Origin of the sequence: Streptomyces flaveolus (assembly GCF_044765825.1) — a bacterium.
GTDB classification, from domain to species: Bacteria; Actinomycetota; Actinomycetes; order Streptomycetales; family Streptomycetaceae; genus Streptomyces; species Streptomyces flaveolus.
In genome coordinates this window covers 632079-655236 of record NZ_JBIWKU010000002.1, presented here as the reverse complement: position 1 = coordinate 655236, position 23158 = coordinate 632079, and the positions used below count along the sequence as shown (strand labels likewise).

Below are 23158 nucleotides of genomic sequence, written 5' to 3'. Positions count from 1 at the left end.
CGCCGGCCGCGGCCACGTCTCAGGCGGCGGCCGCACAGGTCCCGGCCGGTGCGCCGGGGGAGGGGAAGTGGGGCAGCACGGTCTCGGCGAGCTCGTGGGGTTCACGAGCCGGTCCAGGGCGGTAGGGGCGGGGGACACGGCCGGGGTCATCGTTTTCGGGGTGATGCCGGGCACGGGCGACGCGCACACGCCTGGCAACGCGGCTCGCGCGGGCGGGACCTGCCGTCCGCACCCGCGCGAGCCGGAGCAACCCGGAGGGGGCGCCGCGGAGGCGCGCCGCCCGCCCGGGCCGGTCAGTTGAGCTCGTCCGGGTGCGGGCCCGTGCGCAGGTCGCGGTCGAGTCCGGCGATCGCGGTCATCTCGTCGTCGGTGAGGGTGAAGTCGAAGACGTCGAGGTTCTCGCGGATGCGGGCGGGCGTCACCGACTTGGGGATGACGACGTTGCCGAGCTGGAGGTGCCAGCGCAGGACGACCTGCGCGGCCGACTTGCCGTGCCGGGCCGCGATCGTGGTGATCGCCTCGTCCTTGAGGACGGCGCCCTGTGCCAGCGGGCTCCATGCCTCGGTCACGATGCCGAGCCGGGCGTGCGCGGCGCGCAGCTCCCTCTGCTGGAGGCCGGGGTGCAGTTCGACCTGGTTGACCGCCGGGACCAGGTCGGAGCCGGCGATGAGGCGCTCGAGGTGCGCGGGCTGGAAGTTGGACACGCCCGCGGCGCGGATCCGGCCGTCGGCGACGAGCTTCTCGATGGCCTTCCAGGACTCGCGGTACAGGTCACGGGCGGGCGTCGGCCAGTGGATCAGGTACAGGTCGACGTGGTCCAGGCCCAGCTTGTCCAGGCTCGTGTCGAAGGCCTTCAGCGTGGCGTCGTATCCCTGGTCGGCGTTCCACAGCTTCGTGGTGACGAACAGGTCGTCGCGGGCGATCCCGGAGTCCGCGAGGGCGCGCCCGACGCCGGCCTCGTTGCCGTAGATCGCGGCGGTGTCGATGCTGCGGTAGCCGGCCTCCAGGGCGGCGCTCACCGCGGCCGTGGTCTCCGCGTCGGGGACCTGGAAGACACCGAAGCCGAGTTGGGGGATCTCGACGCCGTTGTTGAGGGTGACCGTGGGAACGGTGTGGTTCATGGGGGATTCCTTGCCTTGAACGGGAGTGAGGGGTGGGGTCGGGGTCACGAGGTGACGGCGGCACCGCACCCGGAGGGAAGCCGGTGTGCCGCGGGTGGTGTCAGCCGAGGGCTGTGACGGCGGTGGTGGCGAAGCCGTGGTCCTGGTCGGGGGTGCCGCCGCCGACGCCGATGGCGCCGATGACGCGCCCGTCGCGGTGGAGGGGGAGCCCGCCGGCGATGAAGAGGAGGGGTTGGTCGAGGGCGGTGGGGAGGGTGTGGAAGGGGCCTCCGGGCCGGACGAGGTCGACGAGGTCGGCGGTGGGGGTGTCGAGCTGGAGGGCCGTGTAGGCCTTGCGGGTGCTGGTCTCGCCGGAGATGAGGACGGCGCGGTCGTCACGGCGGAAGGCGAGGAGGTGGCCGCCGGCGTCGAGAACGGACACGCTGACCGGGACTGCGGCGGCTTCGGCGGCGCCGCGGGCGGCGGCGACGAGGCTCTCGGCCTCTGCGGTGGTCAGCGGGGTGAGGGCCGTGGCCGTGGTGGTGCTCATGAGGGGTCCTTCGGACGTACGGGGGTGTGGTGCGGGGCCGCTCAGTGCCCGGCGGGCACCGCGGCGTGTTCGGCCGCCGTCGGCCCGGTCACGACGCGGCCCGCGGCCCGGGTGCGGCGGTCGAGGTAGGCGGCGACGAAGGCGAGGAGCAGGGCGGTGCCGGACAGGATCGCGCCGATCCAGTTGGGGGAGGTGTAGCCCAGTCCGGCGGCGATGACGAGGCCGCCGAGCCAGGCGGCGAGGGCGTTGCCGAGGTTGAAGGCGCCGATGTTGGCGGCCGAGGCCAGGGTCGGGGCGGCCGAGGCCTGGTCGAGCACCCACTTCTGCAGCGGCGGCACGGTCGCGAAGCCCAGCGCGCCGATCAGCGAGAGGGTGATCGCGGCCGGCACCTTGTGGTGCGCCGTCGCGGTGAACAGGAGCAGGGCGAGGCTCAGGCCCGCCAGGGCGGTGAAGAGCATCGGCATCAGCCTGCGGTCCGCGAACCGGCCGCCGAGCAGGTTGCCGAGGAACATGCCGATCCCGAACAGGACGAGCAGCCAGGTCACAGCGCCCTCGGTGTAGCCGGCGACCTCCGTCATCATCGGGGTGATGTAGGTGATCGCGGCGAACACACCGCCGTAGCCGAGGACCGTCATCGCCATGGCGAGCCAGACCTGGACGTTCTTGAAGGCCGCGAACTCGTTCCGCACGCTCACCGATTCGGAACGGCCCGTATCGGGCACCAGCTTCGCGACGCCGAGGAATCCGACGACGCCGAGCGCGGCGACGATCAGGAACGTGACGCGCCAGCCGGCGGCCTGGCCGATCGAGGTGCCGCCGGGGACGCCGACGACGTTGGCCACGGTCAGGCCCATGAACATCAGGGAGATGGCCGAGGCCTTCTTCTCGGGCGCCACGAGGTCGGCGGCGACCACGGAGCCGATGCCGAAGAACGCGCCGTGCGCGAGAGAGGCCACGATCCTGCCCACGAGCATGAGACCGAAGGTGGGGGCCAGGGCCGAGAGGGCGTTGCCGACGACGAACAGTGCCATCAGGAACATCAGCATCTTCTTGCGGGACACCTTGGTGCCCAGCACGGTCAGCAGCGGCGCACCGATGACGACGCCGAGGGCATAGCCGGAGACCAGCCAGCCGGCGGTCGGGATGGTGACGCCGAAGTCGCCCGCGACCTGGGGCAGGACGCCCATGATCACGAATTCGGTGGTGCCGATCCCGAAGGCCCCGATGGTCAGAGCCAGGAGTGCTAGAGGCATGGGAGCTGTCTTCCAGGTGATTGCGTGAGGCGCTTACGATCGAAGACAATAATTGCAAGCGCCGTATAGATGCAAGCGCACTATGAATCGGATCGGATGTGCCCTCGCCTGCAACCGTGGATGGGGTCGACGGAGGGGGTCGTCTGCCGGTCGCCCTGAGTGCCGGGGTGTCCGGTTCTCGCCAGTCCGCGGTAAATGCCTGGACTGAGAACCTCGCTCGACGGGAGACTTCCGACCTCCGAACCTCCGGGAGCGTGATGGGAACAACGGACACGCGAGCGCCGACGCCGGGCAGGAGCGCGGTCGTTCTGGCGCTGCGCCGCTACGGCCGGGAACTGCTGCGCCTGCGACAGCTGGCGCTGCCCGCGCTGCTGCTGCCGGCCGTGGGCAACATCGGCATCCGCTACGTCGCCCCACTGCTGATCGCCAAACTGGCAGGTCAGGCCGCCGACGACAGCGGCCTCACCCTCACCTCGGCGCTGCCGTACGTGCTGGGTTTCGGCGTGACCTTGCTGCTCGCCGAGGCCGTGTGGCGGGTCGGCCAGCACTGCCTGAACCGTGTGGACGCCCTCGGCATGGAACACCTGTACGTGGAGGGCATGGACGAACTCCTCGCCAAGGACGCGGCGTTCTTCCACGACAACTTCGCCGGCTCCCTGACCAAACGGGTGCTGAGCTTCGGCAAGCGCTTCGAGGACTTCGTCGACACGGTGACGTACCGGATCGTCGGCAGTCTCGTGCCCCTGGTGTTCGGTGCCGTGGTGCTCTGGAGCTACGAACCGATGCTCGTCGTCGGCCTGCTGGTGATGATCGCGCTGACCGTGCTCACCGCGACGCCGCTGATCCGTCGCAGGCAACGGCTCGTCAACGACCGTGAGGCGGCGATCGCCCGGGTCTCCGGCCACGTCGCCGACAGCCTCACGAACATGGAGACCATCCGGGCCTTCGCGGCCGAGCGGCGGGAGGCCGACGAACACCGCAGCCGGGTCGCGGACTCCCGGCGCCTGACGCTGAGGTCCTGGGACTACGGCAATCTGCGCGTCGACACCCTGATCGCCCCCATGTCCGTGCTGACCAACGTGCTGGGTCTCCTGGTCGCCATCGCCTTCGGTGGCCCGGGTCAGGGAGTGGAGGAGGTCGTCGTCGCCTTCACCTACTACTCCAACGCGACGCAGATCATGTTCGAGTTCAACCAGATCTACCGGCGTCTGGAGAGCTCGATGACCGAGGCCGCGCAGTTCACGGAGCTGCTGCTGGATCCCCCCACCGTGCTCGACCCGGCAGCACCCGAACCGCTCCGGCCGCGGGACACCGGCATCCGCTTCGAGGCGGTGACCTTCGCCCACGCGGGTGCCAAGCCCATCTTCCAGGGACTCGACCTGGACGTTCCCGCGGGCGCACGGATCGGTCTGGTCGGCAGGTCCGGCGGCGGCAAGACCACGCTCACGCGCCTCCTGCTGCGGATGTCGGACATCGACGGCGGACGCATTCTGATCGGTGGTCAGGACATCAGCCGACTGCGCCAGAGCGACCTGCGCTCACTGATCGCCTACGTCCCGCAGGAACCCGCCATGTTCCACCGCAGCCTGCGCGACAACATCGCCTTCGCCCGGCCCGGCGCCACCGACGACGAGATCCGCGCGGCGGCCGCGGCCGCGCACGTCACGGAGTTCGCCGGCCAACTCCCCGACGGTTTCGCCACCCTGGTGGGGGAGCGGGGAGTCAAACTCTCCGGCGGGCAACGCCAGCGCGTCGCCCTGGCCAGGGCCATCCTGCGCGACGCCCCGGTCCTGCTGCTCGACGAGGCGACCAGCGCCCTGGACTCCGAGAGCGAGCTCCTCGTCCAGGACGCCCTGTGGCGGCTGATGGACGGACGGACGGCCCTCGTGGTCGCCCACAGGCTGAGCACCGTCGCGGGCATGGACCGTCTCGTCGTCCTCGACCACGGAAGCGTCGTCGAACAGGGCACCCACGGGGAGCTGCTCGCGGGGAACGGTGCCTACGCCAAGCTGTGGCAGCACCAGTCGGGCGGCTTCCTCGGCGAGAGCACCGAGCCGGCCCTCGGGCCGGTCCCGGGAGCCGCTCCCGGCGGGCTGCCCGGACCGGCCGAACCGGCGCCCACGTGACCGAGTCGGCCCGGCCCCTGCCTGGTCGGCCGCCTGGCCGGAGCGCCGCGGCCGGCAGGCCGGCGGATTCGCGTCGCTCGCGCCTCCGCCGCCCGGGTGGGCAGCTCCCAACGGGTGAATCCGGCCTTTCGGCGACCGGTGGCCGACGGGACAGCGGGAAGGTCACCTGTACACCGACACCCGATGGTCACGGAGCGCCCCCATGCCGAAGTTCCTCATCCAGGCCACCTACACGTCCGAGGGCTCGAAGGGCCTTCTCCAGGAGGGCGCGAGCGGCCGGCGCGCCGCCGTCGACCAGGTCGTCACCAGCCTCGGCGGGACGGTCGAGGCCATGTACTTCGCCTTCGGGGAGACCGACACCGTGCTCATCGTCGACTTCCCCGACGCGGTCTCCATGGCCGCCGTCAGTCTCGCCGTCAAGGCCGGCGGTGGCGTGCAGACCCGAGCCACGCCGCTCCTCACCGTCGACGAGGTCGACGAGGCCGCCCGTCGGCAGGTCAGCTTCCGCGCCCCCGGCGCGTGAAGTCACGTCACCGCCCGGACCCGCTCCGTCCCTGCACGGCGCACGGCGTTCGAGCCGTCCGCACAGCGGGGCCCTTTCCGGTATCGCTTCCGTCCGGGACCCCACTGCTCGGCCACCCGTCGGCTTCCCGGGCCATCACACCCAGGGGCGGACGGACCCGTACAGGTCGATGCCGGCCTGCACGGTGCGCAGCGTCCAGTACACGGCCGTCATCCCGGCCGCCACGACGACACAGCCCTTACGGAACCTGTACCACCCCTTCCACTGGCGCATCGCGTACCTCCGCTTCGTGCGTACTGGCGTGGGGCCAGGACCCGGTCCGCACTCTCGGGACCGCGGTGCTCGAGAGGCGTAGGCCGATGCCGTGGGCGGCGCCGCACGGACACGAGAAGTACACAATTCGAGGGCTGGGCACCGCGCTTCACCGGGAGCAGGCCCGGCCAGTCGCCTTCTGCACGGTCGAAGACCGACGGGGCCTCGGCGCACCTGTGACATGCACGATGCGGGTCTCACCTGAGGATCTGCTGATCCGGGGTAGGCGTCGCTGCTCTTTACTGCCTCAGATGATCCTGCTGTGCCCCATGCCGCGCTCAGTTTGCCGGGGTGTGTCGTCGATCAAGCCCCCGGACGGCCGCGTCCCGGCCGGGCCGCTGTAAGAGCTGACAGAAAATCGTTCGAGCGAGGCCGTGTCCCGCTGCTACTTTGGTGACGGACCGTGAAGCCGTCGTAGGGAGGTGAGCCCCGTGAACGCAGTTACCCGTGGGTGCTCCCTCAACCCGTCACGGTCCGGCGGCTGACGTTCGGTGTCGCCAGGAGCGCCTGAGATCGAGGCACTTCTGGAGGGAGACTCCGATGGACACGAAGCCTTTCACATCCGGCCCGAGCGACAACGCGGTGGTGATCACGCGTGTCGCGGACGGGCAATGGCATGCCCTGGATGACGACCTGGTGGTCGGCCGGGGACACGCGGGTCACCGGCCCGACGGACGCTTGTTCGTCAGCATCGACGCCTGGCACGAAACCGTCTTCGACCGGCTTGCCGAGGCGATGTCGGCACAATTGCCGGCGCCGCTGTACACCGTGGTCGACGAGGCCGACGCCGAGCTGACGGCCGGCTGGCAGCGGGCCGGGTTCACGATCGGGCGCCGCGAGTGGGAGTACGTCGTGCCGACCGACCCGCGGGTCACGGGGCTCGAGGCGGTCCTGCCGCCTTCGGGCGTGACGATCGTGCCGGCCGGTCAGGCGGACGAGCGTCTGCTGCGGGCGCTGGACCGCGCGATCCGGGACGAGGTCGAGGCGACTGTCGGATGGCAGTCGATGCCCGCGGAGGTGACGCGCCGGCCCGAGGGCGACACCGTCGTCGACCCGTCGAAGTACGCCGTGGCCGCGACATCGGACCGCTACCTGGGGCTGATCCGGGTGGTGATCCCGATCCGCCCGCGCATCGGGCTGCTCGCGGTCCGGGCCGGCGAGCGGCGCCGCGGCATCGCGCGGGCGCTGACGGCCCATGCGCTGGGGACGCTGCACCGCTCCGGGTTCGGCTCGGCCTGGACCGAAGTCCACGAGTCGAACGAAGCGGCCGCGGCGCTGTTCAAGGGCATCGGTGCCCGGCCGATGAGCAGCAACCTGGAGCTGGTGCGATGAAGAAGAACAAGAACGTCGTCGAAGTCGAGGGCAAGGTCGTCGAGTGCCTGCGCAGCGCCATGTTCACCGTGGAGCTCGAGAACGGCCACCAGGTGCTCGCCCACATCAGCGGGAAGATCCGCAAGAACTACATCAAGATCATGCTGGAGGACCGGGTGCTGGTGGAGATCCCGCCGTACGACCTGACACGCGGCCGGATCGTGTTCCGGTACCGGAACTGACGCGTGTCCAGGGGCGCCGGCCGAGCGGACGGGCTGCGGTGATGCCCGAACGGGTGGACCATGGAGTCATGACCAGGCGTCTTGTGGTGGTCGGGCGGCCGTCGCCGAGCGGCGGTCGCAGGGTCCGTGCGGACGGGGAGATCCTGGGGCTCGCGTACGACCTGCGGGACGTCGAGGAGTTCCTCCGCCGGGTCGGCCTGGAGGACATCGACGTGGTGACCTCGGACCTGATCGAGTGGCGCGGCGGCGGCCCGGCGGTGTGGACGGTCCGCACGTGAGGCGCCGACGACGGTGATCGGCTCACCCCCTGGCCGGCGGTCATGCCGATCGTGATCACCACCCGCCCGGGGCCGACAGCGGCGCGTCGAGCGTCCCGCGTCAGGACCTGACGGTCAGCAGACGCAGGCCACCGGTCAGTTCCCGCAGGCATCGCACCACGTACTCCGCCGGGGAGACCGCTTCGGCAGCCTCCGTGTCCGTCAGAGCCCAGGTCTCCAGTGCCACACGGATCGCGTCGGTCGCCGCGGCGGCGACCAGCCGCACCTCCAGGGGGTCCGGATCCGGCCCCGCCAGGCGGGTGACGATCGGCAGCAGCTGCTCCTCCGACTCCTGATTCACCCGGTACCAGACAGCTCGCAGTGCGGGGTCGTTCCGGGCCGCCCGCAGCAGCCCGCGGGTCCAGCGCAGGCCTTCGTCGTCCGTCGCAGAACCCGGGGGGGACAAGGACGCGACCGCCGCGGACTCCAGGGCCTGTGCCAGAGCCACCTGCGAACCGGACTCGGCGAGCAGGGCCCGCCAGTAGTCCCCACCGGACGACAGCAGCGGCCCGACCGCGTCCTGCTTGCTGCGGAAGTACCGGTAGAACGTGCGCAGGGCGACGCCTGCCCGGTCCGCGATCTCTTCCGCCGTCGTGCCGTCGGGCCCTTTCTCGGTGAACAGCTCTGCCGCGGCACGGGCGATGTCCAGCTGCGTCGCCGCCTTGCGGCGCTCGGTCAGCGAGGTCGAGGCGGAGCGGGACGGCCGGGACTGGTTCATGGGTGAAGCGTACGCGGCCACAACCCCCGCAGGCACGTCACGCCGCCGTGTCAAAACGTGCCACCAAGGCGTACTGTGGACATCGCCCGGAAAAGCCGCGGCATCACACGCACCGCACGTGCACCACTTCATGCGCGGCGCACGCAGCAGAGGGAGAACCCCATGAACCGCTTTCAAGGACGTCGCGCGCTGATCACCGGCGGCGGCTCGGGCATCGGTCAGGCCACCGTGCTGCGCCTCCTGGCCGAGGGCGGCGAGGTGGTGGCCGCGGACGTGAGCGAGAAGGGGCTGAAGGACACGTACGCCAAGGCGGGCACCGACGCCGAGCGGCTGACCACACTGCCCCTGGACATCTCCGACGAGGCGGCCGTACGCACGGGTGTCGCCTCCGCCCTCGCCGCCCTCGGCGGCCTCGACGTCCTGGTCAACGCGGCCGGCATCCTGCGTTCCTCGCACACCCACGCCACGTCCCTCGCCGACTTCACGCGCGTCATCTCGGTCAACCTGACCGGCACGTTCCTGATGATCCGCGAGGCGATCCCGGCGCTCCTGGACGGCAACGCCCCGGCCGTCGTCAACTTCAGCTCGACCTCGGCGATGTTCGCGCACCCGTACATGGCGGCCTACGCGGCGAGCAAGGGCGGCATCCAGTCCATGACCCATGCGCTGGCGGCCGAGTACGGCAAGCAGGGCATCCGGTTCACCGCCGTGCAGCCCGGCTCCATATCCTCCGGCATGACGGACGGTTCGGGCGAGAGCAGGCAGAGCCAGGGCCCCGGCCTGCCCGAGGACACCGACTGGAGCCTGTTCGCCAAGCTGGCTCCCGCGCTCGGGGACGGATTCGCCGGGCCGGAGGCCGTGGCCGGCGTCGTCGCCATGCTGGCCTCCGAGGACGGCGCGTTCATCACCGGTACCGAGATACGCATCGACGGCGGCACCCACTTCTGAGCGATCGCACGCGTCGCGGGCCGTCCCCCCTTCGTCGGCCGACACCGGTGTCCCGTGCCTAGGGACGGCGAAACGGGTCACTCGGCCGGAACGACGTAGGGGGGCCGCCCGGAAGGACGCCGCGATGACGACACGGGACAACCTGCCCGCACCCGAACAAGGGCTGATCCTCACCCACTTCCTCACCGTCCGCGATGTCGCCGTCTCGCGGCGCTACTACGCCGAGATCCTCGGTGGGGAAGTCGTCCTCGAAGAGAACCCGGCCATCGTCAAGGTCGCCAACAGCTGGATCATCATGAACCCGGGCGGCGGCCCGACTCCCGACAAACCCGGTGTCACCCTGGAGCCGCCGTCCACCGAGGACACGGTCTCCAGCTTCCTCAACGTCCGCGTGGCCGACATCGCCGCCTTCCACGCCGCCGCCATCGCCAAGGGCGCCCGGTTCCTCACCGAGCCCCTCGACAGGAAGGCGGAGCTGCGCTGCTACCTGCGGGACCCGGACGGCTACCTCATCGAGGTCGGCCAGGCCACGGGAATGCTGAACGGCATCTTCGCCGACCCACCGGCGGGCACCACGCGCTAGCACGCGCGGTACCGGTCACTGACCGGACGTCACGACGGGTGCGGCACGGCGCGTACTCAGCCGCGCAGGTACCGCTGCAGCCAGTCCGCTGCCGTGCGGCGGAACAGCCGACGGTTGTCCGCGCGCAGAAAATCGTGCCCCTCGTCGCGCAGGGTGAGCAGTTCGGCGACATGGCCGCGTTCGCGCGCGGCCCTGACGAACTGCTCCGACTCACCCGGCGGGACGTTGGTGTCGTGTTCCCCGTGCACGGCGAGCACGGGAACGCGCAGCGCGTCGATCCGGCTCATGGGCGAGAGCGAGCGCAGCAGTTCGCGGTCGCGGTCGGGATGGCCGTACTTGTGGGCCGCGGACTGCGCGATCCAGGGTTCGGTGCCCTCGAAGAACGTCGCGAAGTCCGACATGCCGCAGACCGCCACCCCGGTACGGAACAGATCGGGGTGCCGGACGAGCGACGCGAAGGTGAGGTAGCCGCCGTACGAACGGCCCATGACGGCCAGCCGTGACGGATCGGCCGGTCCGGCCAGTACGGCGTGGGCGGCGCAGTCCGCGATGTCGTCGAGCGCGGCGAACCGGCCCGCCCCCAGGTCGGCGTCGACGAACGACCTCCCGTGGCCGGAGGAACCGCGGACGTCGGGCGCGAAGACGTCGATCCCTCGCCCCAGGATCTCGTGGTAGAGCGGGTTGAAGACGGGACGTTCCTGCTCCTCCGGACCACCGTGCAGGTGGATCACGCAGGGTGCCGGCTGCGCCGGGCCGCGACCCGGCGCACGGTAGTACCAGCCGCTCAGGCTCAGCCCGTCCCGCGCGGTCAGGCTCAGCGGAACCGGTCGCACGGGCGGGCGGCCCGGGGGAACGGCATCCTCGTCCTTGGACGACCACGGGGTGCGCAGCAGGGACACGCCCTCGGCCAGCCGCCACACGCCGGGGCGGCGCTGTGAGCCCGACAGGGCCAGCGTCAGTCTCCCCGGGCCCATCGGCACGATCCGGGTGACGACTTCGTGCGGCAGGGGCACGGGATGCGGGGGCCCGATGACGGCCCCGGCCGTACCGGACGGGAACGTGTCGACGATCTCCACCTCGCTCGCGCCGAGCATGTTCCAGGTGAGCACGGCGGTGCGGCCGTCCTGGGCGAACTGCAGCAGTTCGAGGTCGCTGCCCTCGCGTTCGGCAGCGACGGACCACCCCCGCGGGCCGCCCCGGTCGTCGAGGCCGGCGGCGATCAGCGCGGCGAACTCCCGGTCGGCGTCGCTTCGCAGCCAGACGGTGTCCGCCCGGGGGGAGAACCTGCCGATCCATGGATCGCCGTCGGCCACCGGAACGACGTAGGTGGTGGCGAGGTCGGCGGTACGGACGACCACCGCCTCACGCCGTCCGCGCGGACCGCGGCGCACCAGGGCGAGCCGGCCGTCGGGGCTCAGGTCGCACACGCGCAGGGTCGCCGCATCCGTCTCGGTGGCGAGCAGCACCGGCGCGGCGGACCCGTCGGGGTCGATCAGGTAGGCGGACAGTCCGTCACCGAAGCCGGAGGTCACGGGCATCCGGCCGGACGCCGTCGCCCCGGCCCGGACGGGGGGAGCCGCCCACCCCGACTCGTCGCCGGTGACCGCTGTCGTGCCGAGAAGTACGGCTTCGCCCTCCCGGCCGGACCAGCCCACGGCCGGCAGGCGGCCGACGTGCCCGCCGGCTTCGTCCCGCAGGTCGGCCGAGTCCTGGGCGCCGGGCGCGACGGCCGGGACGGCCACCGTGACGGCGACGGCCGACCCGTCGTGGGCCCAGCAGCCCAGGTAGGCCGAGGTGCCGGGTTCCGCTCCCGCCAGGATGCGGCGGCCGGAACCGTCGGGACGGACACACAGCACCCGCAGGTGCTCGCCGCCGCCGGGAGCCGTGGTGTAGGCGATCCAGCGGCCGTCGGGCGACCAGGACACCTCCCGGACGGGGTCCGGCCCGGAGTCGAGCAGCCGCACCTCGTCGCCGTCGACGGGTCCGGTCCACAGCTGGGGCACACCCCCGCGGTCGCAGATGAACGCCACCCGCGTGCCGGCCGGGTCCGCCGAGGGGTACCAGCAGCCGTGCGCGGTGAGCCGTGTCGTGGCGTCACGGGGCCCGGAGGCGTCGGGCAGCGCGACCCGGGCGGGGGCGGCGTGGGCGGAACCGCGGTCGCCCGCGTCCCGTCCCGCCGCGTCGGTGCCGTGTGGCGGCTGGGGGGCGCCGTCCTGTACCGCCCGGGACGCGGCGCCCGGCGCCGGCCGGGCCGCGGCGGTCCACCCGGCAGACTCCGCGCCGATGCCGTCGCCGCCGTACGGGGCGCGCCCGCGGGTCATATCCCGTGCGTCTGAAGCCATATTTCCAACAGGGCCACTTGCCACAGGGCGTTGGCACCGCGCTTCGTGCGGTGAGCGTCGGGAGCCGCCAGGAGTTCGGCGAGGTACGACTCCTGGAACAGCCCGCGCCGCTTCGCCTCCGGGGCCGCCAGGGCTTCGCGGACCCGGTCCAGGACGGGCCCGGCCATATGAGTGATCGCCGGGACCGGGAAGTACCCCTTCGGGCGGTCCACCACGTCCTGCGGCAGCAGTTTGCGGGCCGCCTCCTTCAGGACCCCCTTGCCGCCGTCGGCCAGTTTGAGCTCCGGCGGGCAGGCCGCGGCCAGCTCCACCAGCTCGTGGTCCAGGAAGGGCACCCGGGCCTCCAGGCCCCAGTCCATGGTCATGTTGTCGACCCGTTTCACCGGGTCGTCCACGAGCATGACGTGGGTGTCCAGCCGCAGAGCCGCGTCCAGCGCGGTCTCCGCGCCCGGCACGGCCATGTGTTCCCGTACGAAACGCCCGGAGACGTCGTCCGCCGGAAGCATGTCCGGCTGCAGGATCCGGGCGAGATCGGCGTGCGACCGGTCGAAGTACGTTTCGGCGTACCGGTCGGGTTCGTCCTCACGGGCGACGGAGGCCAGGTCCGGGTACCAGTGGTAGCCGGCGAACACCTCGTCCGCCCCCTGCCCGCTCTGGACGACCTTCACGTCCTTCGCCACCTGCTCGGACAGCAGATGGAACGCGACCACGTCATGGCTGATCATCGGTTCGCTCATCGCCGCGACCGCCCCGTCCAGGGCCGTCGACACCCGCTCGGAGGGGACCATCAGCCGATGGTGATCGGTGGCGAACTCGGCGGCGACCAGATCGGAGTACCGGAACTCGTTCCCCTCGGCGCCGCCCTCCGACTCGAAGCCCACGCTGAACGTCGCCAGGTGCCGCTGGCCCTCGTCGGAGAGCAGGGCCACGATCAGACTGGAGTCAAGACCGCCCGACAGCAGCACACCCACGGGCACGTCGGCGACCATCCTGCGGCGTACGGCGGTGCGCAGCGCCTCGAGGACCGCGTCGCGCCATTCGCTCGGACTCATGTCCCGGTACTCGGGGCGGCGGGTGTACGACGGCTGCCAGTAGCGGTGGTCCCGCTGCCTGCCGTCCGCTTCGACCACGCGCACGGTGGCGGGAGGGAGCTTGCGCACGCCGGCCAGTACGGTACGGGGCGCCGCCACGGTGGCGTGCCAGCTCAGGTACTGGTGGACGGCCGCCGGATCCAGCGAGGTGTCGACCTCGCCGCCCGCGAGCAGGGCCGGAAGCGACGAGGCGAACCGCAGCCGCCCGGGCGCCTGCGCCACGTACAGCGGCTTGATGCCGAGCCGGTCACGGCCCAGGACCAGCCGTCCGGTGCGGTGTTCGACGACCGCGAAGGCGAACATGCCGTGGAAGCGGTCGACGCAGGAGGTGCCCCACTGCCGGTACGCCGCGAGGACGACCTCGGTGTCGGAGGTCGACCGGAACCGGTGACCGAGGCCCAGCAACTCCTCGCGCAGGTCCTGGTAGTTGTAGATACAGCCGTTGAAGACGCCGGTCACCTCCTGCTCGGCGTCCGTCATCGGCTGTGCCCCCTGGTCGGACAGGTCGATGATCTTCAGTCGCTGATGGGCCAGCGCCACCGCGCCCTGCGACCAGAGCCCGTGACCGTCGGGTCCCCGGGGAGCCAGGCGGTCGCTCATGCGCCGCACGGCCGCGAGATCGGGCCGCCTGCCGTCGAAGCGTATTTCCCCGCTGAGGCCGCACATCACGCACCACCTCCCCACTGCTCGTCGGCGGTCCGCGTCCATGGCCTCTGCTCGGTCGCGACCGTCGGAACCTGGGCCAGGCTGGTCGACATGTGTCCGTGTCTCCTTTTCGGTGTGGTGGCGTCGGGAGTCCGTCGCTGCGGTGTGTCCGTGTCAGCGGCCGGGTGTCCTGGCCGGCCGGGCGCGGGGAGCATCGGCGCCCATCCGGCCGGGCGATATGTGCCCGGCCAGGCGCTGAGCGGGCCGGCGGCCGCCTCGGCCGCCGCCCCGGGTCTCGGCGATCAGCAGGTCCGTGCAGGCCAGAAGGACGTCCGTCTCGGCGACGCGGCGCATGCGGCGGGCAGCGCTGCCGTCCGCCAGAGCCTGCTCCGCGAGCGACCGAACGGTCCCCCAGTCGCCGTTCGCCGTGAGCACCGGGCGCAGCTTGTTCAGCAGGCCGTGGACGACATGGGCCGCGGACGCCTCGTGGCCCGTGTCCGGATCGACCAGGCTCCCTTCGAGGCCGGACCGGGCCGCCCGCCAGGTGGCGGCACGCAGCCACTCGTGCCGGCCCCGGCAGCGGGGAGCGGCCGGGCTCTCCAGCCGCTGACGCGCTTCGGTCACCAGGGCCCGGAAGAGTCCCGCGACCAGCACGACCGTCTCCGCACGCGGGCAGGAGTCGCAGATGCGCAGTTCGAGGGTCTGCTGATGGTCCGAGGGACGGATGTCGTAATAGATCATCCCCGGGTCGCTGATCACGCCCGAGTCGACGAGGCTGCGCACGGCGGCGTCGTACGCGGCGGCGTCGACGAAGCAGCCGATGGGCCCCGCGGTGGGCCACCGCTGCCACAGCATCGTGCGCCAGCTCGCGTAACCGGTGTCGGCGCCCACCCAGAACGGGGAACTCGCGGAGACGGCGAGCAGCACGGGCAGCCACGGTGACACCTCGCACATGACCCGTACCGCGATGTCGCGGTCGGGGACGTCGACGTGCACCTGTGCTCCGCAGATCAACTGCTCGTCGGCGACCATCCGGTACTCGTCGGCCATGCGGCGGTAGCGGACTCCGGCGGTGGGAGGCGTGTCCCCGGGGCGGCCCAGGGGGACCGTGCCCGCGGCCACCACGGCCAGCCCATGAGCGGAGGCCGCCGTGTCCAGGGTCCGTCTGGTGCGGGTCAAGTCGTCGTACAGGCCGTCCAGGGATGTGTGCACCGCGCTGTTGGTCTCCACGGCCGCCTGCTGCAACTCGGTCGTGAAGGTCTGTTCGGGGAGCCCTTTCAGTACCGCGTCGGCCCGTGCCGCCAGCAGGCCCGTCTCCACCTGCACGAGATGGAACTCCTCTTCCACGCCGATGCGAACGGTCACGACGCCTCCTCGTGACGACCGACACCTGGCCGCCGCCGTCGGGAAGGGACCCGGCCGGAGCCGAAAGGCGGCCAGCTGTGCCACTCGGAGTTCCCACTCGCGTCGCTTATAGACGTTCGCGCTCGTCCCCGGAGCTTCCGGAGACCCGGGGCACGCGGGTCGACGGCGAGGAACCGCTCGCGGGCCACGGTCGCGGGAGTCGCCTCTAATCCGCAGGAGACCGGCGTTCGCCGTTCTCCGCTTCGCGGAGCCGGTCCGTGTGACGTGTGAGCGTGTCGATGCGCCCGACCAGCTCCGAGTGGTCGTCCGCCAGATGGTCGCGGGCGCCGGCCAGGGGGCCGATGAGGCCGGCGGCGTCGTCGTGGCCCAGGGCCCGTACGAGGGGGGTGCGGGCCTCGGCCGGGAGACCGGTGAGGGCGGCGACCTGGCCGGCGAGCTGACGCAGGTCGGCGGCGTTGCCACGGGCCCAGGCGGAGACGGCGCGGTCGGCGGCGCGGCGGTCCCGCGTGGCCTGCACGCGCTGCTCGCCGGTGGTGCCGGGGGCTCCGGGACGCAGGCGCAGGTAGCGGCGTTCGGCGGCCTGCCGGCTGGCGACGCCGAGGGGCTGGGCGAGGTCGGCCCAGCTGGCCCCCGCCTCACGCGCCGTTTCGATCAGTCCCGTCTCCCAGCCCGCGAGCTGGGTGCGCAGCTCACGCAGAAGCAGCAGCGCGGCGAGCGCCTGGTCGGAGCTGACCTCGGCGGGCTGCTCTGCGGACCGCGGTGCCTGGGCGCTGCGCACGGCCTCCTCGATCGCCGCCAGTGCTGCCTCGGCGGCGAGGAAGGAGGCGGGTCCGGAAGCGTCTTCCCGGGGGTCCCCGGCCATGGTCACCTCCGCTCGGTCATGTCACCCGTTGGATGACGATCTCACTTGTCATCGTTCCGATGACATGCTACAAGAAATACAGGAACCAGCACATGAGCGGATCTGCTCGAACTGGAGGTGTTACCCGATGCTGATGCGCACCGACCCCTTCCGTGAGTTCGACCGGCTCACCCAGCAGCTGCTCGGCAACACGTCCGGCACCTGGTCGCGTCCGACGGCGATGCCCATGGACGCCTACCGTGAGGGTGACGCGTACGTCATCGCGCTCGATCTGCCCGGTGTCGACCCGGACGCGATCGACATCGACGTCGAACGGAACATGCTGACCGTCCGGGCCGAACGCCGTCCCGTCACCAAGGGCGACGACGTTCAGATGGAGCTCTCGGAACGCCCCCTGGGCGTCTTCTCCCGCCAGGTGATGCTGGCGGACACCCTCGACACCGAGCACATCAGTGCGGACTACGAGGCGGGCGTGCTCACTCTGCGCATCCCGATCGCCGAGCGGGCCAAGCCGCGCAAGATCTCCATCGGCGGCGGCGCGGAGCGCAAGGAGATCTCCGGCTGAGGCAGAGCCGCACCCCCGGCGGTGGAGGACGGACGGCTTCCCCCGCGCCGTCCGTCCTCCGCCCGCGCGTCCGCACGGACTGCCCGGCGGAAGGAGAACCCGATGGCCATGCAGTGGAACGTGTTCCTCGACCAGGTGCAGGAGCGCGGTGAGTACCCGACCCGCGTCGAGGCGGAGCGAGCCGCGCGCACCGTGCTGGGGCTTCTGGGCGCACACCTGGTGGGCGAGGTGCGCGCCGAACTGGCCGCCAGGCTCCCGGAGACCTTCGCCCTGATCCTCCTCAACCCGCTCCAGGCCGCCGAACCCCTGTCCGCCGACCGGTTCGTACGCGCCACCGCGGCATGGATCGAGGGGGCCACGGAACAGACCGCGGCCTGGGACGTCGGCGCCGTGCTCAGCGTGGCCGCCGACGCGGCGGGCGAGGAGCTGACCCGCCGGGTGCTGCTGCAACTCCCGCCCGGATACGACCTGCTCTTCGGCCGGCCGCAGGACGCGACGGCCCCGAGCCCGGCCCGCACCTCCGGTGACTGACGCCCCGGATCCGCCGGTCACCGGCCGACTTCGTCAGACAACCCCATGAGCAAGGAAGGCACGCTTTCACCGATGCAGCTCAAGACGGCCCCCGCGGCGAACTCCACCGAACCGGCCATGTCGTTCGTCCAGATGATCGAACAGGTCCGTTACAACGGTGCGTACGCCACCCGCCAGAGAGCCGAGGAAGTCGTCTCCGCCGTACTGGCCGCCCTCGGCCGCCGCATCACCGGTGAGGAACGCGTCGAGCTGGCGGCACGCCTTCCCCGTGAAGCGGCAGGGATCTTCGCCGCGCAGATCCCCGAAACCGAAGCGATGACGGGCTGGACCTTCGTCAGGGACCTCGCCACCCGCACCGGGGGCACCTTGGCGACCACCCGCTGGGACGTCGGCTCCGTCCTGGGCGTCGTCGCCCGCCTCGCCGGCCCGGACCTGCTCGACCGCATCCTCGCCCAGCTCCCGTCCGGCTACGCGATCCTCTTCGGCCGCGCGGAGCTCACACAGGCTGCCTGACGGACCGTCAACACTAAGATCTCGGGCGGCGCTTCGGGTCGGGTCGTTTGCCCGCCCGCGGGAGTACGACAGTCCCCGGTCGGCGAACAGTGACCGTGAGGCCGCCCGTGGGAGGCCCCCGCGCCCTTCCCCGCGCAATCGACGGGGAAGTCGGATGGGCTGGACGTGGATGCTCGGGGGAGAGGGAGGATCAGCCGGTCCCGGTCTCGCTCCCGTTCTCGGCCTGGGGCTCGTCGCCCGACGCCGCGTGACGCAGTTCGACTGCGGCAGCCGCTGGGCAGGACGGTCCCGCCGAGCGGCACTTCCCCGTCGCCGTGGTCCTCGGGCACGGGCTGTTCGCCGTGGTGACCGTGGTGCTCGTCCCGCTGACCGCCCTGGGGGTCGGTGGCAGCGCACGCCGATCAGAGCGTCGGTGACGGTGACCGCTGTCCGCCCGTGTCCGACCGGTATCCGCGTTGTCCCACCACGTCGTCGATGAGTCGGGTGAAGGCGCGCACGGCCGCGCTGCGGTAGGCGTGGGCCCTGCTGAGGAGGGTGACCTCGCGCGGGGGCAGGGCGGGGCGGAGCGGCACGGGACGCAGATGGGGGTGGTCGTGGGTGACGGCGTCGGGGAGGACGGTGGCGAGCGGAGTGCGCTGGACGATCTCGATGAGGGCCTGAATGGAATTGGCCTCCATGGCGATGCGGGGGGTGACCTGATGCGCCGTGAAGTACGCGTCGATGTGACCGCGTGTGGCGAAGTCACCGCTGAGCAGGACCAGCTCCCTGTCCGTCAGCTCCTGCAGGTCCAACGGTTCCTGGGGGCGGGGAGCACGGGGATCGGCGCGGACGACGAGGCCGAGGTTCTCGGTGTACAGGCCGGTGGCCTCGATTCCCTGCTGGTGTGCGCCGGCGAAGGCGATCCCGAGGTCGATGTCGTCGGCGAGCAGGGCGGCTTCGATGCTGTCCTGGGTGGTCTCCCGGACGGTGAGGGTGATGCCGGGGTGACGGTCATGGAGTTCCGCCGCGAGGGGGCCGACGAGGTAGGCGGTGAAGGAGGGGGTGGCCGCGAGCCTCAGGTGGCCGCGGGAGAGGTCCTCGACGTCCTGGAGGGCGCGTTCCCCCGCGGCCAGGTCACGCAGTGCCCGTCGGGCGTGCTGGACATAGGTCTGGCCGGCGTCGGTGAGCCGCACACTGCGCCCGCTACGGTCCAGCAACTGCACGCCGAGGGTCCGCTCCATCTGTCTGACCTGCTGCGACAGGGTCGGCTGGGAGATGTACAGCTCCTCCGCAGCCCGGGTGAAGCTGCCCTGGTCGGCGACGGCGAGCAGGTAGCGCAGGTGACGCAGTTCGACGGACACGGCGCAAATATACGGGCGCGGGCGGCCGGCCGGCGGCACGCCGACGGGCCTGTGCGGCGAGGTCCGGCGGGCGTCCGGCCTGGCCCGCGCCGTACGCACGGTCGTGCTCGGCGTTACGGGATTCAGCCGGCGGTGGGAGCGCCGGCGACGCGTCGCTCACCGCCGTTGCGGTCCTGCCAGAGCCGGTACACCTCCACCGCGGATTCCCGGGGCTCGTACCGCATGGGAAGCCGCCGCTCGTCCCAGTTCTTGGCGAACTCGTCGTAGAACGTGTCGAGTTCGAAGTACTTGCGGTCGTCCACGTAGTGCGGTTCGTAGGCGTCCCGGGTGGTCAGGAAGACGACCTCGTCGGGCGAGCAGTAGTACAGCGCGCCCAGGCACATCGGGCAGGGCTGCGCGAGCACGTAGATCGTGGTGCCGACGAGGTGTTCGGTGCCGAGCTCGGTGCAGGCCTCACGGATGGCGAGGATCTCGGCGTGCGCGGTCGGGTCGTTGGTCTGGGCGACCCGGTTCGGGCTCTCGGCGAGGATCTCGCCGTCCTTGACGATGATGGTCGCGAAGGGGCGGCCGCCCTCGGTGACATTGCGGCGCGCGAGGTCGATGGTGCGTTGTACGAAGTCCATGTCAACTCTTCTCTGCTGGTGAAGCGGGGCGGGACAGGGACGGCCCGTGGCCCGCCCGGGGAGCCGTTCCCGATCGGGCGGGACCGGGAACGGCAGGAGTGGAATCAGAACCGCATCGGCGGCATCAGAAGGGCTTGAGCGGCAGGTACTTGCCGTCCAGCGTGATCACGGCCCGCTCGCCGCCCTCGGGGTCGGCGACCTTCTTGACGTCCAGCTTGAAGTTGATCGCCGAAATGATGCCGTCGCCGAACTCCTCGTGCACCAGGGCCTTCAGCGTGGTGCCGTAGACCTGGAGCATCTCGTAGAAGCGGTAGACGGTCGGGTCGGTGGGGATGCCGCCGGGAATGGAACCGCGCGTGGGGATCGTCTGCAGGAGCAGCACCGCGTCCTCGTCCAGGCCCAGCAGCTCGCCGACCGCACGGGCGGCCGCCTCCGGCAGGGCGTGCTGGCCGAGAACGGCCGCGGTGGTGAACGCCGCGGACAGGCCGGAGGCGTCGGCGATCTGCTGCCAGGTGAGGTTCTTTCGGGTCTTGGCCTCGACGGCTGCCGCGGCCACGGCCTGGCGGGCGGCGGGGTCGAACTGGGCGTGCGTCATGGTGTTCTCCTTCACGTACGGAAGTAAGGGGGGATGTGTGTGTCCCTGTCCCTCGGCCGGGACAGGGGGAGGGCCGGGCAGCCGAGTGTCAGGCCGCGTCCGCGCCGCTGTGGCTGCCGGCGCCGAGTACCTCGACGCCTCCGGTCGCGATGTCGAAGACCCAGCCGTGCAGGCGGACGGAGTCCTCGGCCAGGGCCTTGGCCACGGAGGGGTGGGTGGCCAGGTTCGTCAGCTGGGCCAGCACGTTCGCGCGCACCAGGCTCGGGACGTCACCCGGCGTGGTCACACGGGACCGGGAGGTGTCGGCGTGCCGCAACCACTGGGCGACCGCGGGCACCGGGCCGAGGTCCTGCCGCTCGGCCAGTGCGGTCATGGCGCCGCAGGCCGAGTGTCCGCACACGACGATGTCCGAGACACCGAGTACCGCGACCGCGTACTCGACGCTCGCGGTCACCGCCTCGGCCTGCGGGCCGTAGGCAGGGACCAGGTTTCCGGCCGTCCGGATCACGAACAGCTCACCCGGCTCGCTGTCCGTGATCAGTTCCGGAACCACGCGGGCGTCGGAACAGCCGATGAACAACGTGTGCGGCGCATGGGCTCCGGCCAGGTGCGCGAACAGGTCCGCCTTGCGCGGGTGGACGTTTCGCTGGAAACGCTGGACGCCCTCGGCGAGGTCACGCATGAGTCACTCCCTTCGATGGGTGGTGCCGACCTCCCGTGGCCGACACGAACCACCATGCGTGACGTGGACCTATAGAGTCCAAGATGCAGCAGCGATACAACCTATTGATGACACCAATACTGAGTGGATGCGGTCCGGTGCGGCTCGGTCGGTCATCGGCTGACGGGCGGTGTCAGTGGCCGCTCCTAAGGTGATCGAATGATGTCGACCACTTCCCCGGCCGAACCGCTGCCGACCGTAGAAGACGCCTGGGCGCGCATCGGCGCCTGGCTCTCGGAGCACGCCCCGCTGAGCCGGGCACGATTGCGGCCACCCGCGTCGTCCGCGGAGATAGGCGATGCCGAGCGGCGGCTCGGGGTGACGTTCCACCCGGAGCTCGTGGCGTCGCTCCGCTGCCACGACGGCGTCGAACTGGTGGAGGGAGCACCGGAGTTCGCGCTCAACGGCCCGTTCGCCGGCGTGGCCGACATCGTGCGGAACACTCTGTTCCTGCGGTCCGTCGGTGAGGACGTCGAGGACGCGTACGACGACGAGGACGATGCCGAGCTCAACGCCTACTGGCGTCACGAGTGGCTGCTGATCACCCATGGCGTCGCCTGGGACGCCCAGGACGGCCTGTTCCTCACGTGCCGCGCGGGTGACGACTACGGGCGCGTGGGTGACTACTTCAACGAGGACGCCCCCTCGTTCAGTGACTGGACCTCGCTGCGTGCGGCGGTGTCGGCGTTCGCCGATGCCCTGGAGGGGCGGTTGCCCATCGGGGGCCGGGTTCCGCTGGCCGTCGACGGCAGACTGATCTGGGAGGAGGCCACGCGCACCGTCAAGGCCCGGCCCACCTCGCTGCTCGAGCTTGCCGCGCACACGCCCGAGCCCGCACCGGAGCCCGTGCGCCCGCAGCCGGAGGCGCCGAGCAGCGGGGCATACATCACGATCGGTTTCGCGCGGCCCCGGGCACCTCGACCCCGCCAACCGGACCTTGTCTTCGCCGAGGGCATGAGCGCGGAGCAACTCCTGCTGCGTGCCGGTGTGGTGGGGCGGGAGTCCGTCCGGGAGCGCACCCACGCGCAGGCCCGGCGGTCGGCGGCGAGTCTCTGGGCGGCGTCCCGGCCGTTGGTGCGCGCGGGGCGCTGCGGGGACTGGGGTTTCCTGATGCAGACCGCGGGTGCCGATCAGCTGACCCGCCCGGAGGTGCTGCGCAGGCTGGCCCGGGACACCCGGGTGGTGGCTCTGACCAAGCACGGCCCGGAAGTGCGTCTCACCGTGTACGACAACGGCCTTCCCCACGCCCAGGGCGCCCAGGACCGCCTCGTGTCGTCCCCGCGCGAGGACTACGTACGGCTCCCGGACGGCACGGAGGCACAGTCGGTCGGCGTCGACCCGTGGCCGGGGTCGACCACCGCGTACGGGGACTTCCTCGCCGGTCTGCCGAGCGCGTTCGGTATCGACTTCGACCTTGCGCGTGCGCTCGACGAGCCACTGATCAGCGGCCTCGTGCTACCGGTCCTGGAGGACTTCCCCGAGTGGTCGTGCCGTCCCGTCTCGGAGACAAGGGACTTCGACTTGGGCGCGTTGGTCGAGCGCACTCCCGCGCCCCGGTTGCGTGCGGCGATGGCCGCGCAGTTGCGCAGACTGGCCGCGGAGACAGGGCTTGACGCCTTCACCGAAGTGACGCGGACCCTGGCGGCCGTCGACCGCGGCGAGACCCCCGAACTCACTGAGGACGGAGCACTGGACCTGCGTATGCGCGCGCTCGCGGCCGAGGCCGCGGCAGCCCGGCCCGCACTGGAACCGTCCTGGCGCCGGGACCGGGACGCGCCGGAACTGCCCACCACGCGGGAGGACTTCGAGGCCTGGCAGCTCCGCGCCGACGCGGCGGACACGCTGCGCCGCTTCCTCCAGCTGCCGCTGCCGATCGCCGCGGCGTCCGTCCTGCACCGCAGACTCAGCGAGGACTGGCGCAGCGAGCTGGCCCGGGACCTGACGGCGTGACAGGGGCGGAGTGCGGCCAGACGCCGCGCGAC

At 71.5% G+C, this 23158-nt stretch carries 24 protein-coding genes; 11 read left to right on the top strand and 13 right to left on the bottom strand.

All coding sequences use genetic code 11. The features are described from left to right. Positions 1-293: 293 nt before the first annotated feature. From ACIRG6_RS08325 to ACIRG6_RS08315, 3 genes are all read right to left on the bottom strand, one after another. Positions 294-1121, bottom strand: coding sequence for an aldo/keto reductase (locus tag ACIRG6_RS08325; protein ID WP_364679153.1), 828 nt, complete (start codon positions 1119-1121; stop codon positions 294-296). Positions 1122-1221: 100 nt separating this feature from the next. Next, positions 1222-1650, bottom strand: a complete 429-nt coding sequence (locus ACIRG6_RS08320) for a GlcG/HbpS family heme-binding protein (RefSeq protein ID WP_350716478.1) — start codon at positions 1648-1650, stop codon at positions 1222-1224. Positions 1651-1691: 41 nt separating this feature from the next. Next, positions 1692-2903, bottom strand: coding sequence for an MFS transporter (locus tag ACIRG6_RS08315; protein WP_364679150.1), 1212 nt, complete (start codon positions 2901-2903; stop codon positions 1692-1694). A 257-nt stretch (positions 2904-3160) separates the two neighbouring features. Between ACIRG6_RS08315 and ACIRG6_RS08310 the strand changes: the two genes are divergently transcribed. Together ACIRG6_RS08310 and ACIRG6_RS08305 are read left to right on the top strand one after the other, a co-directional pair. Next, positions 3161-5029 carry an ABC transporter ATP-binding protein gene (locus tag ACIRG6_RS08310; RefSeq protein WP_364679479.1) on the top strand — a complete coding sequence of 623 codons (1869 nt, stop codon included), beginning with the start codon at positions 3161-3163 and terminating at the stop codon, positions 5027-5029. A gap of 202 nt (positions 5030-5231) precedes the next feature. Then, positions 5232-5552 (top strand): GYD domain-containing protein, encoded by a 321-nt coding sequence (locus tag ACIRG6_RS08305; RefSeq protein ID WP_318216933.1) that lies wholly within the window; start codon positions 5232-5234, stop codon positions 5550-5552. Positions 5553-5687: 135 nt separating this feature from the next. Here ACIRG6_RS08305 and ACIRG6_RS08300 read toward each other — a convergent pair whose 3' ends face one another. Beyond that, complete coding sequence (locus tag ACIRG6_RS08300) at positions 5688-5825, bottom strand: hypothetical protein (protein WP_189229427.1); 138 nt, start codon at positions 5823-5825, stop codon at positions 5688-5690. A gap of 579 nt (positions 5826-6404) precedes the next feature. Between ACIRG6_RS08300 and ACIRG6_RS08295 the strand changes: the two genes are divergently transcribed. From ACIRG6_RS08295 to ACIRG6_RS08285, 3 genes are all read left to right on the top strand, one after another. Beyond that, complete coding sequence (locus ACIRG6_RS08295) at positions 6405-7196, top strand: GNAT family N-acetyltransferase (RefSeq protein ID WP_364679147.1); 792 nt, start codon at positions 6405-6407, stop codon at positions 7194-7196. Continuing rightward, positions 7193-7417, top strand: coding sequence for a translation initiation factor IF-1 (infA, locus tag ACIRG6_RS08290; RefSeq protein ID WP_364679144.1), 225 nt, complete (start codon positions 7193-7195; stop codon positions 7415-7417). The genes ACIRG6_RS08295 and infA overlap by 4 nt, the downstream gene beginning before the upstream one ends. A 68-nt stretch (positions 7418-7485) precedes the next feature. Continuing rightward, a complete protein-coding gene (locus ACIRG6_RS08285) occupies positions 7486-7695 on the top strand; it encodes a hypothetical protein (RefSeq protein ID WP_189229432.1) in 210 nt (69 codons plus the stop codon). 100 nt (positions 7696-7795) lie between these two features. Here the strand turns inward: ACIRG6_RS08285 and ACIRG6_RS08280 are convergent, their stop codons facing one another. After that, on the bottom strand, positions 7796-8452 hold the full coding sequence (locus ACIRG6_RS08280) for a TetR family transcriptional regulator (protein WP_364820419.1): 657 nt from the start codon (positions 8450-8452) through the stop codon (positions 7796-7798). Positions 8453-8614: 162 nt separating this feature from the next. Here ACIRG6_RS08280 and ACIRG6_RS08275 point away from each other — a divergent pair, with 162 nt between their 5' ends. Continuing rightward, complete coding sequence (locus ACIRG6_RS08275; protein WP_364820417.1) at positions 8615-9400, top strand: SDR family NAD(P)-dependent oxidoreductase; 786 nt, start codon at positions 8615-8617, stop codon at positions 9398-9400. 124 nt (positions 9401-9524) lie between these two features. Further along, a complete protein-coding gene (locus ACIRG6_RS08270) occupies positions 9525-9983 on the top strand; it encodes a VOC family protein (protein ID WP_403321588.1) in 459 nt (152 codons plus the stop codon). 56 nt (positions 9984-10039) lie between these two features. Here ACIRG6_RS08270 and ACIRG6_RS08265 read toward each other — a convergent pair whose 3' ends face one another. The 4 genes from ACIRG6_RS08265 to ACIRG6_RS08250 form a co-directional block, all read right to left on the bottom strand. After that, positions 10040-12304, bottom strand: coding sequence for a S9 family peptidase (locus tag ACIRG6_RS08265; RefSeq protein WP_403321585.1), 2265 nt, complete (start codon positions 12302-12304; stop codon positions 10040-10042). After that, a complete protein-coding gene (locus tag ACIRG6_RS08260; protein WP_403321582.1) occupies positions 12301-14082 on the bottom strand; it encodes an N-acetylglutaminylglutamine amidotransferase in 1782 nt (593 codons plus the stop codon). Before ACIRG6_RS08260 ends, ACIRG6_RS08265 begins: the two co-directional genes overlap by 4 nt. 153 nt (positions 14083-14235) lie before the next feature. After that, the gene (locus ACIRG6_RS08255) at positions 14236-15426 is read right to left on the bottom strand and encodes a carboxylate-amine ligase (protein WP_364678322.1); all 1191 of its coding nucleotides are present in this window, start codon (positions 15424-15426) and stop codon (positions 14236-14238) included. A 205-nt stretch (positions 15427-15631) separates the two neighbouring features. Beyond that, complete coding sequence (locus ACIRG6_RS08250) at positions 15632-16288, bottom strand: type III effector protein (RefSeq protein ID WP_364821698.1); 657 nt, start codon at positions 16286-16288, stop codon at positions 15632-15634. Between the two features lie 127 nt (positions 16289-16415). Between ACIRG6_RS08250 and ACIRG6_RS08245 the strand changes: the two genes are divergently transcribed. The 3 genes from ACIRG6_RS08245 (at position 16416) to ACIRG6_RS08235 (ending at position 17897) form a co-directional block, all read left to right on the top strand. After that, positions 16416-16853 (top strand): Hsp20/alpha crystallin family protein, encoded by a 438-nt coding sequence (locus ACIRG6_RS08245; RefSeq protein ID WP_350716456.1) that lies wholly within the window; start codon positions 16416-16418, stop codon positions 16851-16853. Positions 16854-16955: 102 nt separating this feature from the next. Next, complete coding sequence (locus tag ACIRG6_RS08240; protein ID WP_318216922.1) at positions 16956-17384, top strand: DUF2267 domain-containing protein; 429 nt, start codon at positions 16956-16958, stop codon at positions 17382-17384. 72 nt (positions 17385-17456) lie between these two features. Further along, the gene (locus ACIRG6_RS08235; RefSeq protein ID WP_318216921.1) at positions 17457-17897 is read left to right on the top strand and encodes a DUF2267 domain-containing protein; all 441 of its coding nucleotides are present in this window, start codon (positions 17457-17459) and stop codon (positions 17895-17897) included. 401 nt (positions 17898-18298) lie between these two features. Here ACIRG6_RS08235 and cynR read toward each other — a convergent pair whose 3' ends face one another. From cynR to ACIRG6_RS08215, 4 genes are all read right to left on the bottom strand, one after another. Continuing rightward, positions 18299-19237 carry a transcriptional regulator CynR gene (gene cynR, locus ACIRG6_RS08230; protein ID WP_364678313.1) on the bottom strand — a complete coding sequence of 313 codons (939 nt, stop codon included), beginning with the start codon at positions 19235-19237 and terminating at the stop codon, positions 18299-18301. A gap of 122 nt (positions 19238-19359) precedes the next feature. After that, the gene (locus tag ACIRG6_RS08225) at positions 19360-19860 is read right to left on the bottom strand and encodes a nucleoside deaminase (RefSeq protein WP_403321577.1); all 501 of its coding nucleotides are present in this window, start codon (positions 19858-19860) and stop codon (positions 19360-19362) included. Between the two features lie 124 nt (positions 19861-19984). Then, entirely contained in the window at positions 19985-20455 is a 471-nt protein-coding gene (gene cynS / locus ACIRG6_RS08220; RefSeq protein WP_364678309.1) for a cyanase, read from the bottom strand. A gap of 88 nt (positions 20456-20543) precedes the next feature. Then, entirely contained in the window at positions 20544-21137 is a 594-nt protein-coding gene (locus ACIRG6_RS08215; protein WP_364678306.1) for a carbonic anhydrase, read from the bottom strand. A 198-nt stretch (positions 21138-21335) separates the two neighbouring features. Between ACIRG6_RS08215 and ACIRG6_RS08210 the strand changes: the two genes are divergently transcribed. Next, positions 21336-23126, top strand: a complete 1791-nt coding sequence (locus ACIRG6_RS08210; RefSeq protein WP_403321574.1) for an SMI1/KNR4 family protein — start codon at positions 21336-21338, stop codon at positions 23124-23126. Positions 23127-23158: the final 32 nt, after the last annotated feature.

Coding starts and splice junctions, on each gene's coding strand:
- cynS (WP_364678309.1), bottom strand. CDS start 20,455: ATGACGCACGCCCAGTTCGACCCCGCCGCCCGCCAGGCCGTGGCCGCG.
- ACIRG6_RS08295 (WP_364679147.1), top strand. CDS start 6,405: ATGGACACGAAGCCTTTCACATCCGGCCCGAGCGACAACGCGGTGGTG.
- ACIRG6_RS08245 (WP_350716456.1), top strand. CDS start 16,416: ATGCTGATGCGCACCGACCCCTTCCGTGAGTTCGACCGGCTCACCCAG.
- ACIRG6_RS08275 (WP_364820417.1), top strand. CDS start 8,615: ATGAACCGCTTTCAAGGACGTCGCGCGCTGATCACCGGCGGCGGCTCG.
- ACIRG6_RS08250 (WP_364821698.1), bottom strand. CDS start 16,288: ATGGCCGGGGACCCCCGGGAAGACGCTTCCGGACCCGCCTCCTTCCTC.
- ACIRG6_RS08210 (WP_403321574.1), top strand. CDS start 21,336: ATGATGTCGACCACTTCCCCGGCCGAACCGCTGCCGACCGTAGAAGAC.
- ACIRG6_RS08310 (WP_364679479.1), top strand. CDS start 3,161: ATGGGAACAACGGACACGCGAGCGCCGACGCCGGGCAGGAGCGCGGTC.
- ACIRG6_RS08285 (WP_189229432.1), top strand. CDS start 7,486: ATGACCAGGCGTCTTGTGGTGGTCGGGCGGCCGTCGCCGAGCGGCGGT.
- ACIRG6_RS08280 (WP_364820419.1), bottom strand. CDS start 8,452: ATGAACCAGTCCCGGCCGTCCCGCTCCGCCTCGACCTCGCTGACCGAG.
- ACIRG6_RS08265 (WP_403321585.1), bottom strand. CDS start 12,304: ATGACCCGCGGGCGCGCCCCGTACGGCGGCGACGGCATCGGCGCGGAG.
- ACIRG6_RS08315 (WP_364679150.1), bottom strand. CDS start 2,903: ATGCCTCTAGCACTCCTGGCTCTGACCATCGGGGCCTTCGGGATCGGC.
- infA (WP_364679144.1), top strand. CDS start 7,193: ATGAAGAAGAACAAGAACGTCGTCGAAGTCGAGGGCAAGGTCGTCGAG.
- ACIRG6_RS08260 (WP_403321582.1), bottom strand. CDS start 14,082: ATGTGCGGCCTCAGCGGGGAAATACGCTTCGACGGCAGGCGGCCCGAT.
- ACIRG6_RS08225 (WP_403321577.1), bottom strand. CDS start 19,860: ATGGACTTCGTACAACGCACCATCGACCTCGCGCGCCGCAATGTCACC.
- ACIRG6_RS08320 (WP_350716478.1), bottom strand. CDS start 1,650: ATGAGCACCACCACGGCCACGGCCCTCACCCCGCTGACCACCGCAGAG.
- ACIRG6_RS08235 (WP_318216921.1), top strand. CDS start 17,457: ATGCAGCTCAAGACGGCCCCCGCGGCGAACTCCACCGAACCGGCCATG.
- ACIRG6_RS08270 (WP_403321588.1), top strand. CDS start 9,525: ATGACGACACGGGACAACCTGCCCGCACCCGAACAAGGGCTGATCCTC.
- ACIRG6_RS08305 (WP_318216933.1), top strand. CDS start 5,232: ATGCCGAAGTTCCTCATCCAGGCCACCTACACGTCCGAGGGCTCGAAG.
- ACIRG6_RS08215 (WP_364678306.1), bottom strand. CDS start 21,137: ATGCGTGACCTCGCCGAGGGCGTCCAGCGTTTCCAGCGAAACGTCCAC.
- ACIRG6_RS08240 (WP_318216922.1), top strand. CDS start 16,956: ATGGCCATGCAGTGGAACGTGTTCCTCGACCAGGTGCAGGAGCGCGGT.
- ACIRG6_RS08325 (WP_364679153.1), bottom strand. CDS start 1,121: ATGAACCACACCGTTCCCACGGTCACCCTCAACAACGGCGTCGAGATC.
- ACIRG6_RS08300 (WP_189229427.1), bottom strand. CDS start 5,825: ATGCGCCAGTGGAAGGGGTGGTACAGGTTCCGTAAGGGCTGTGTCGTC.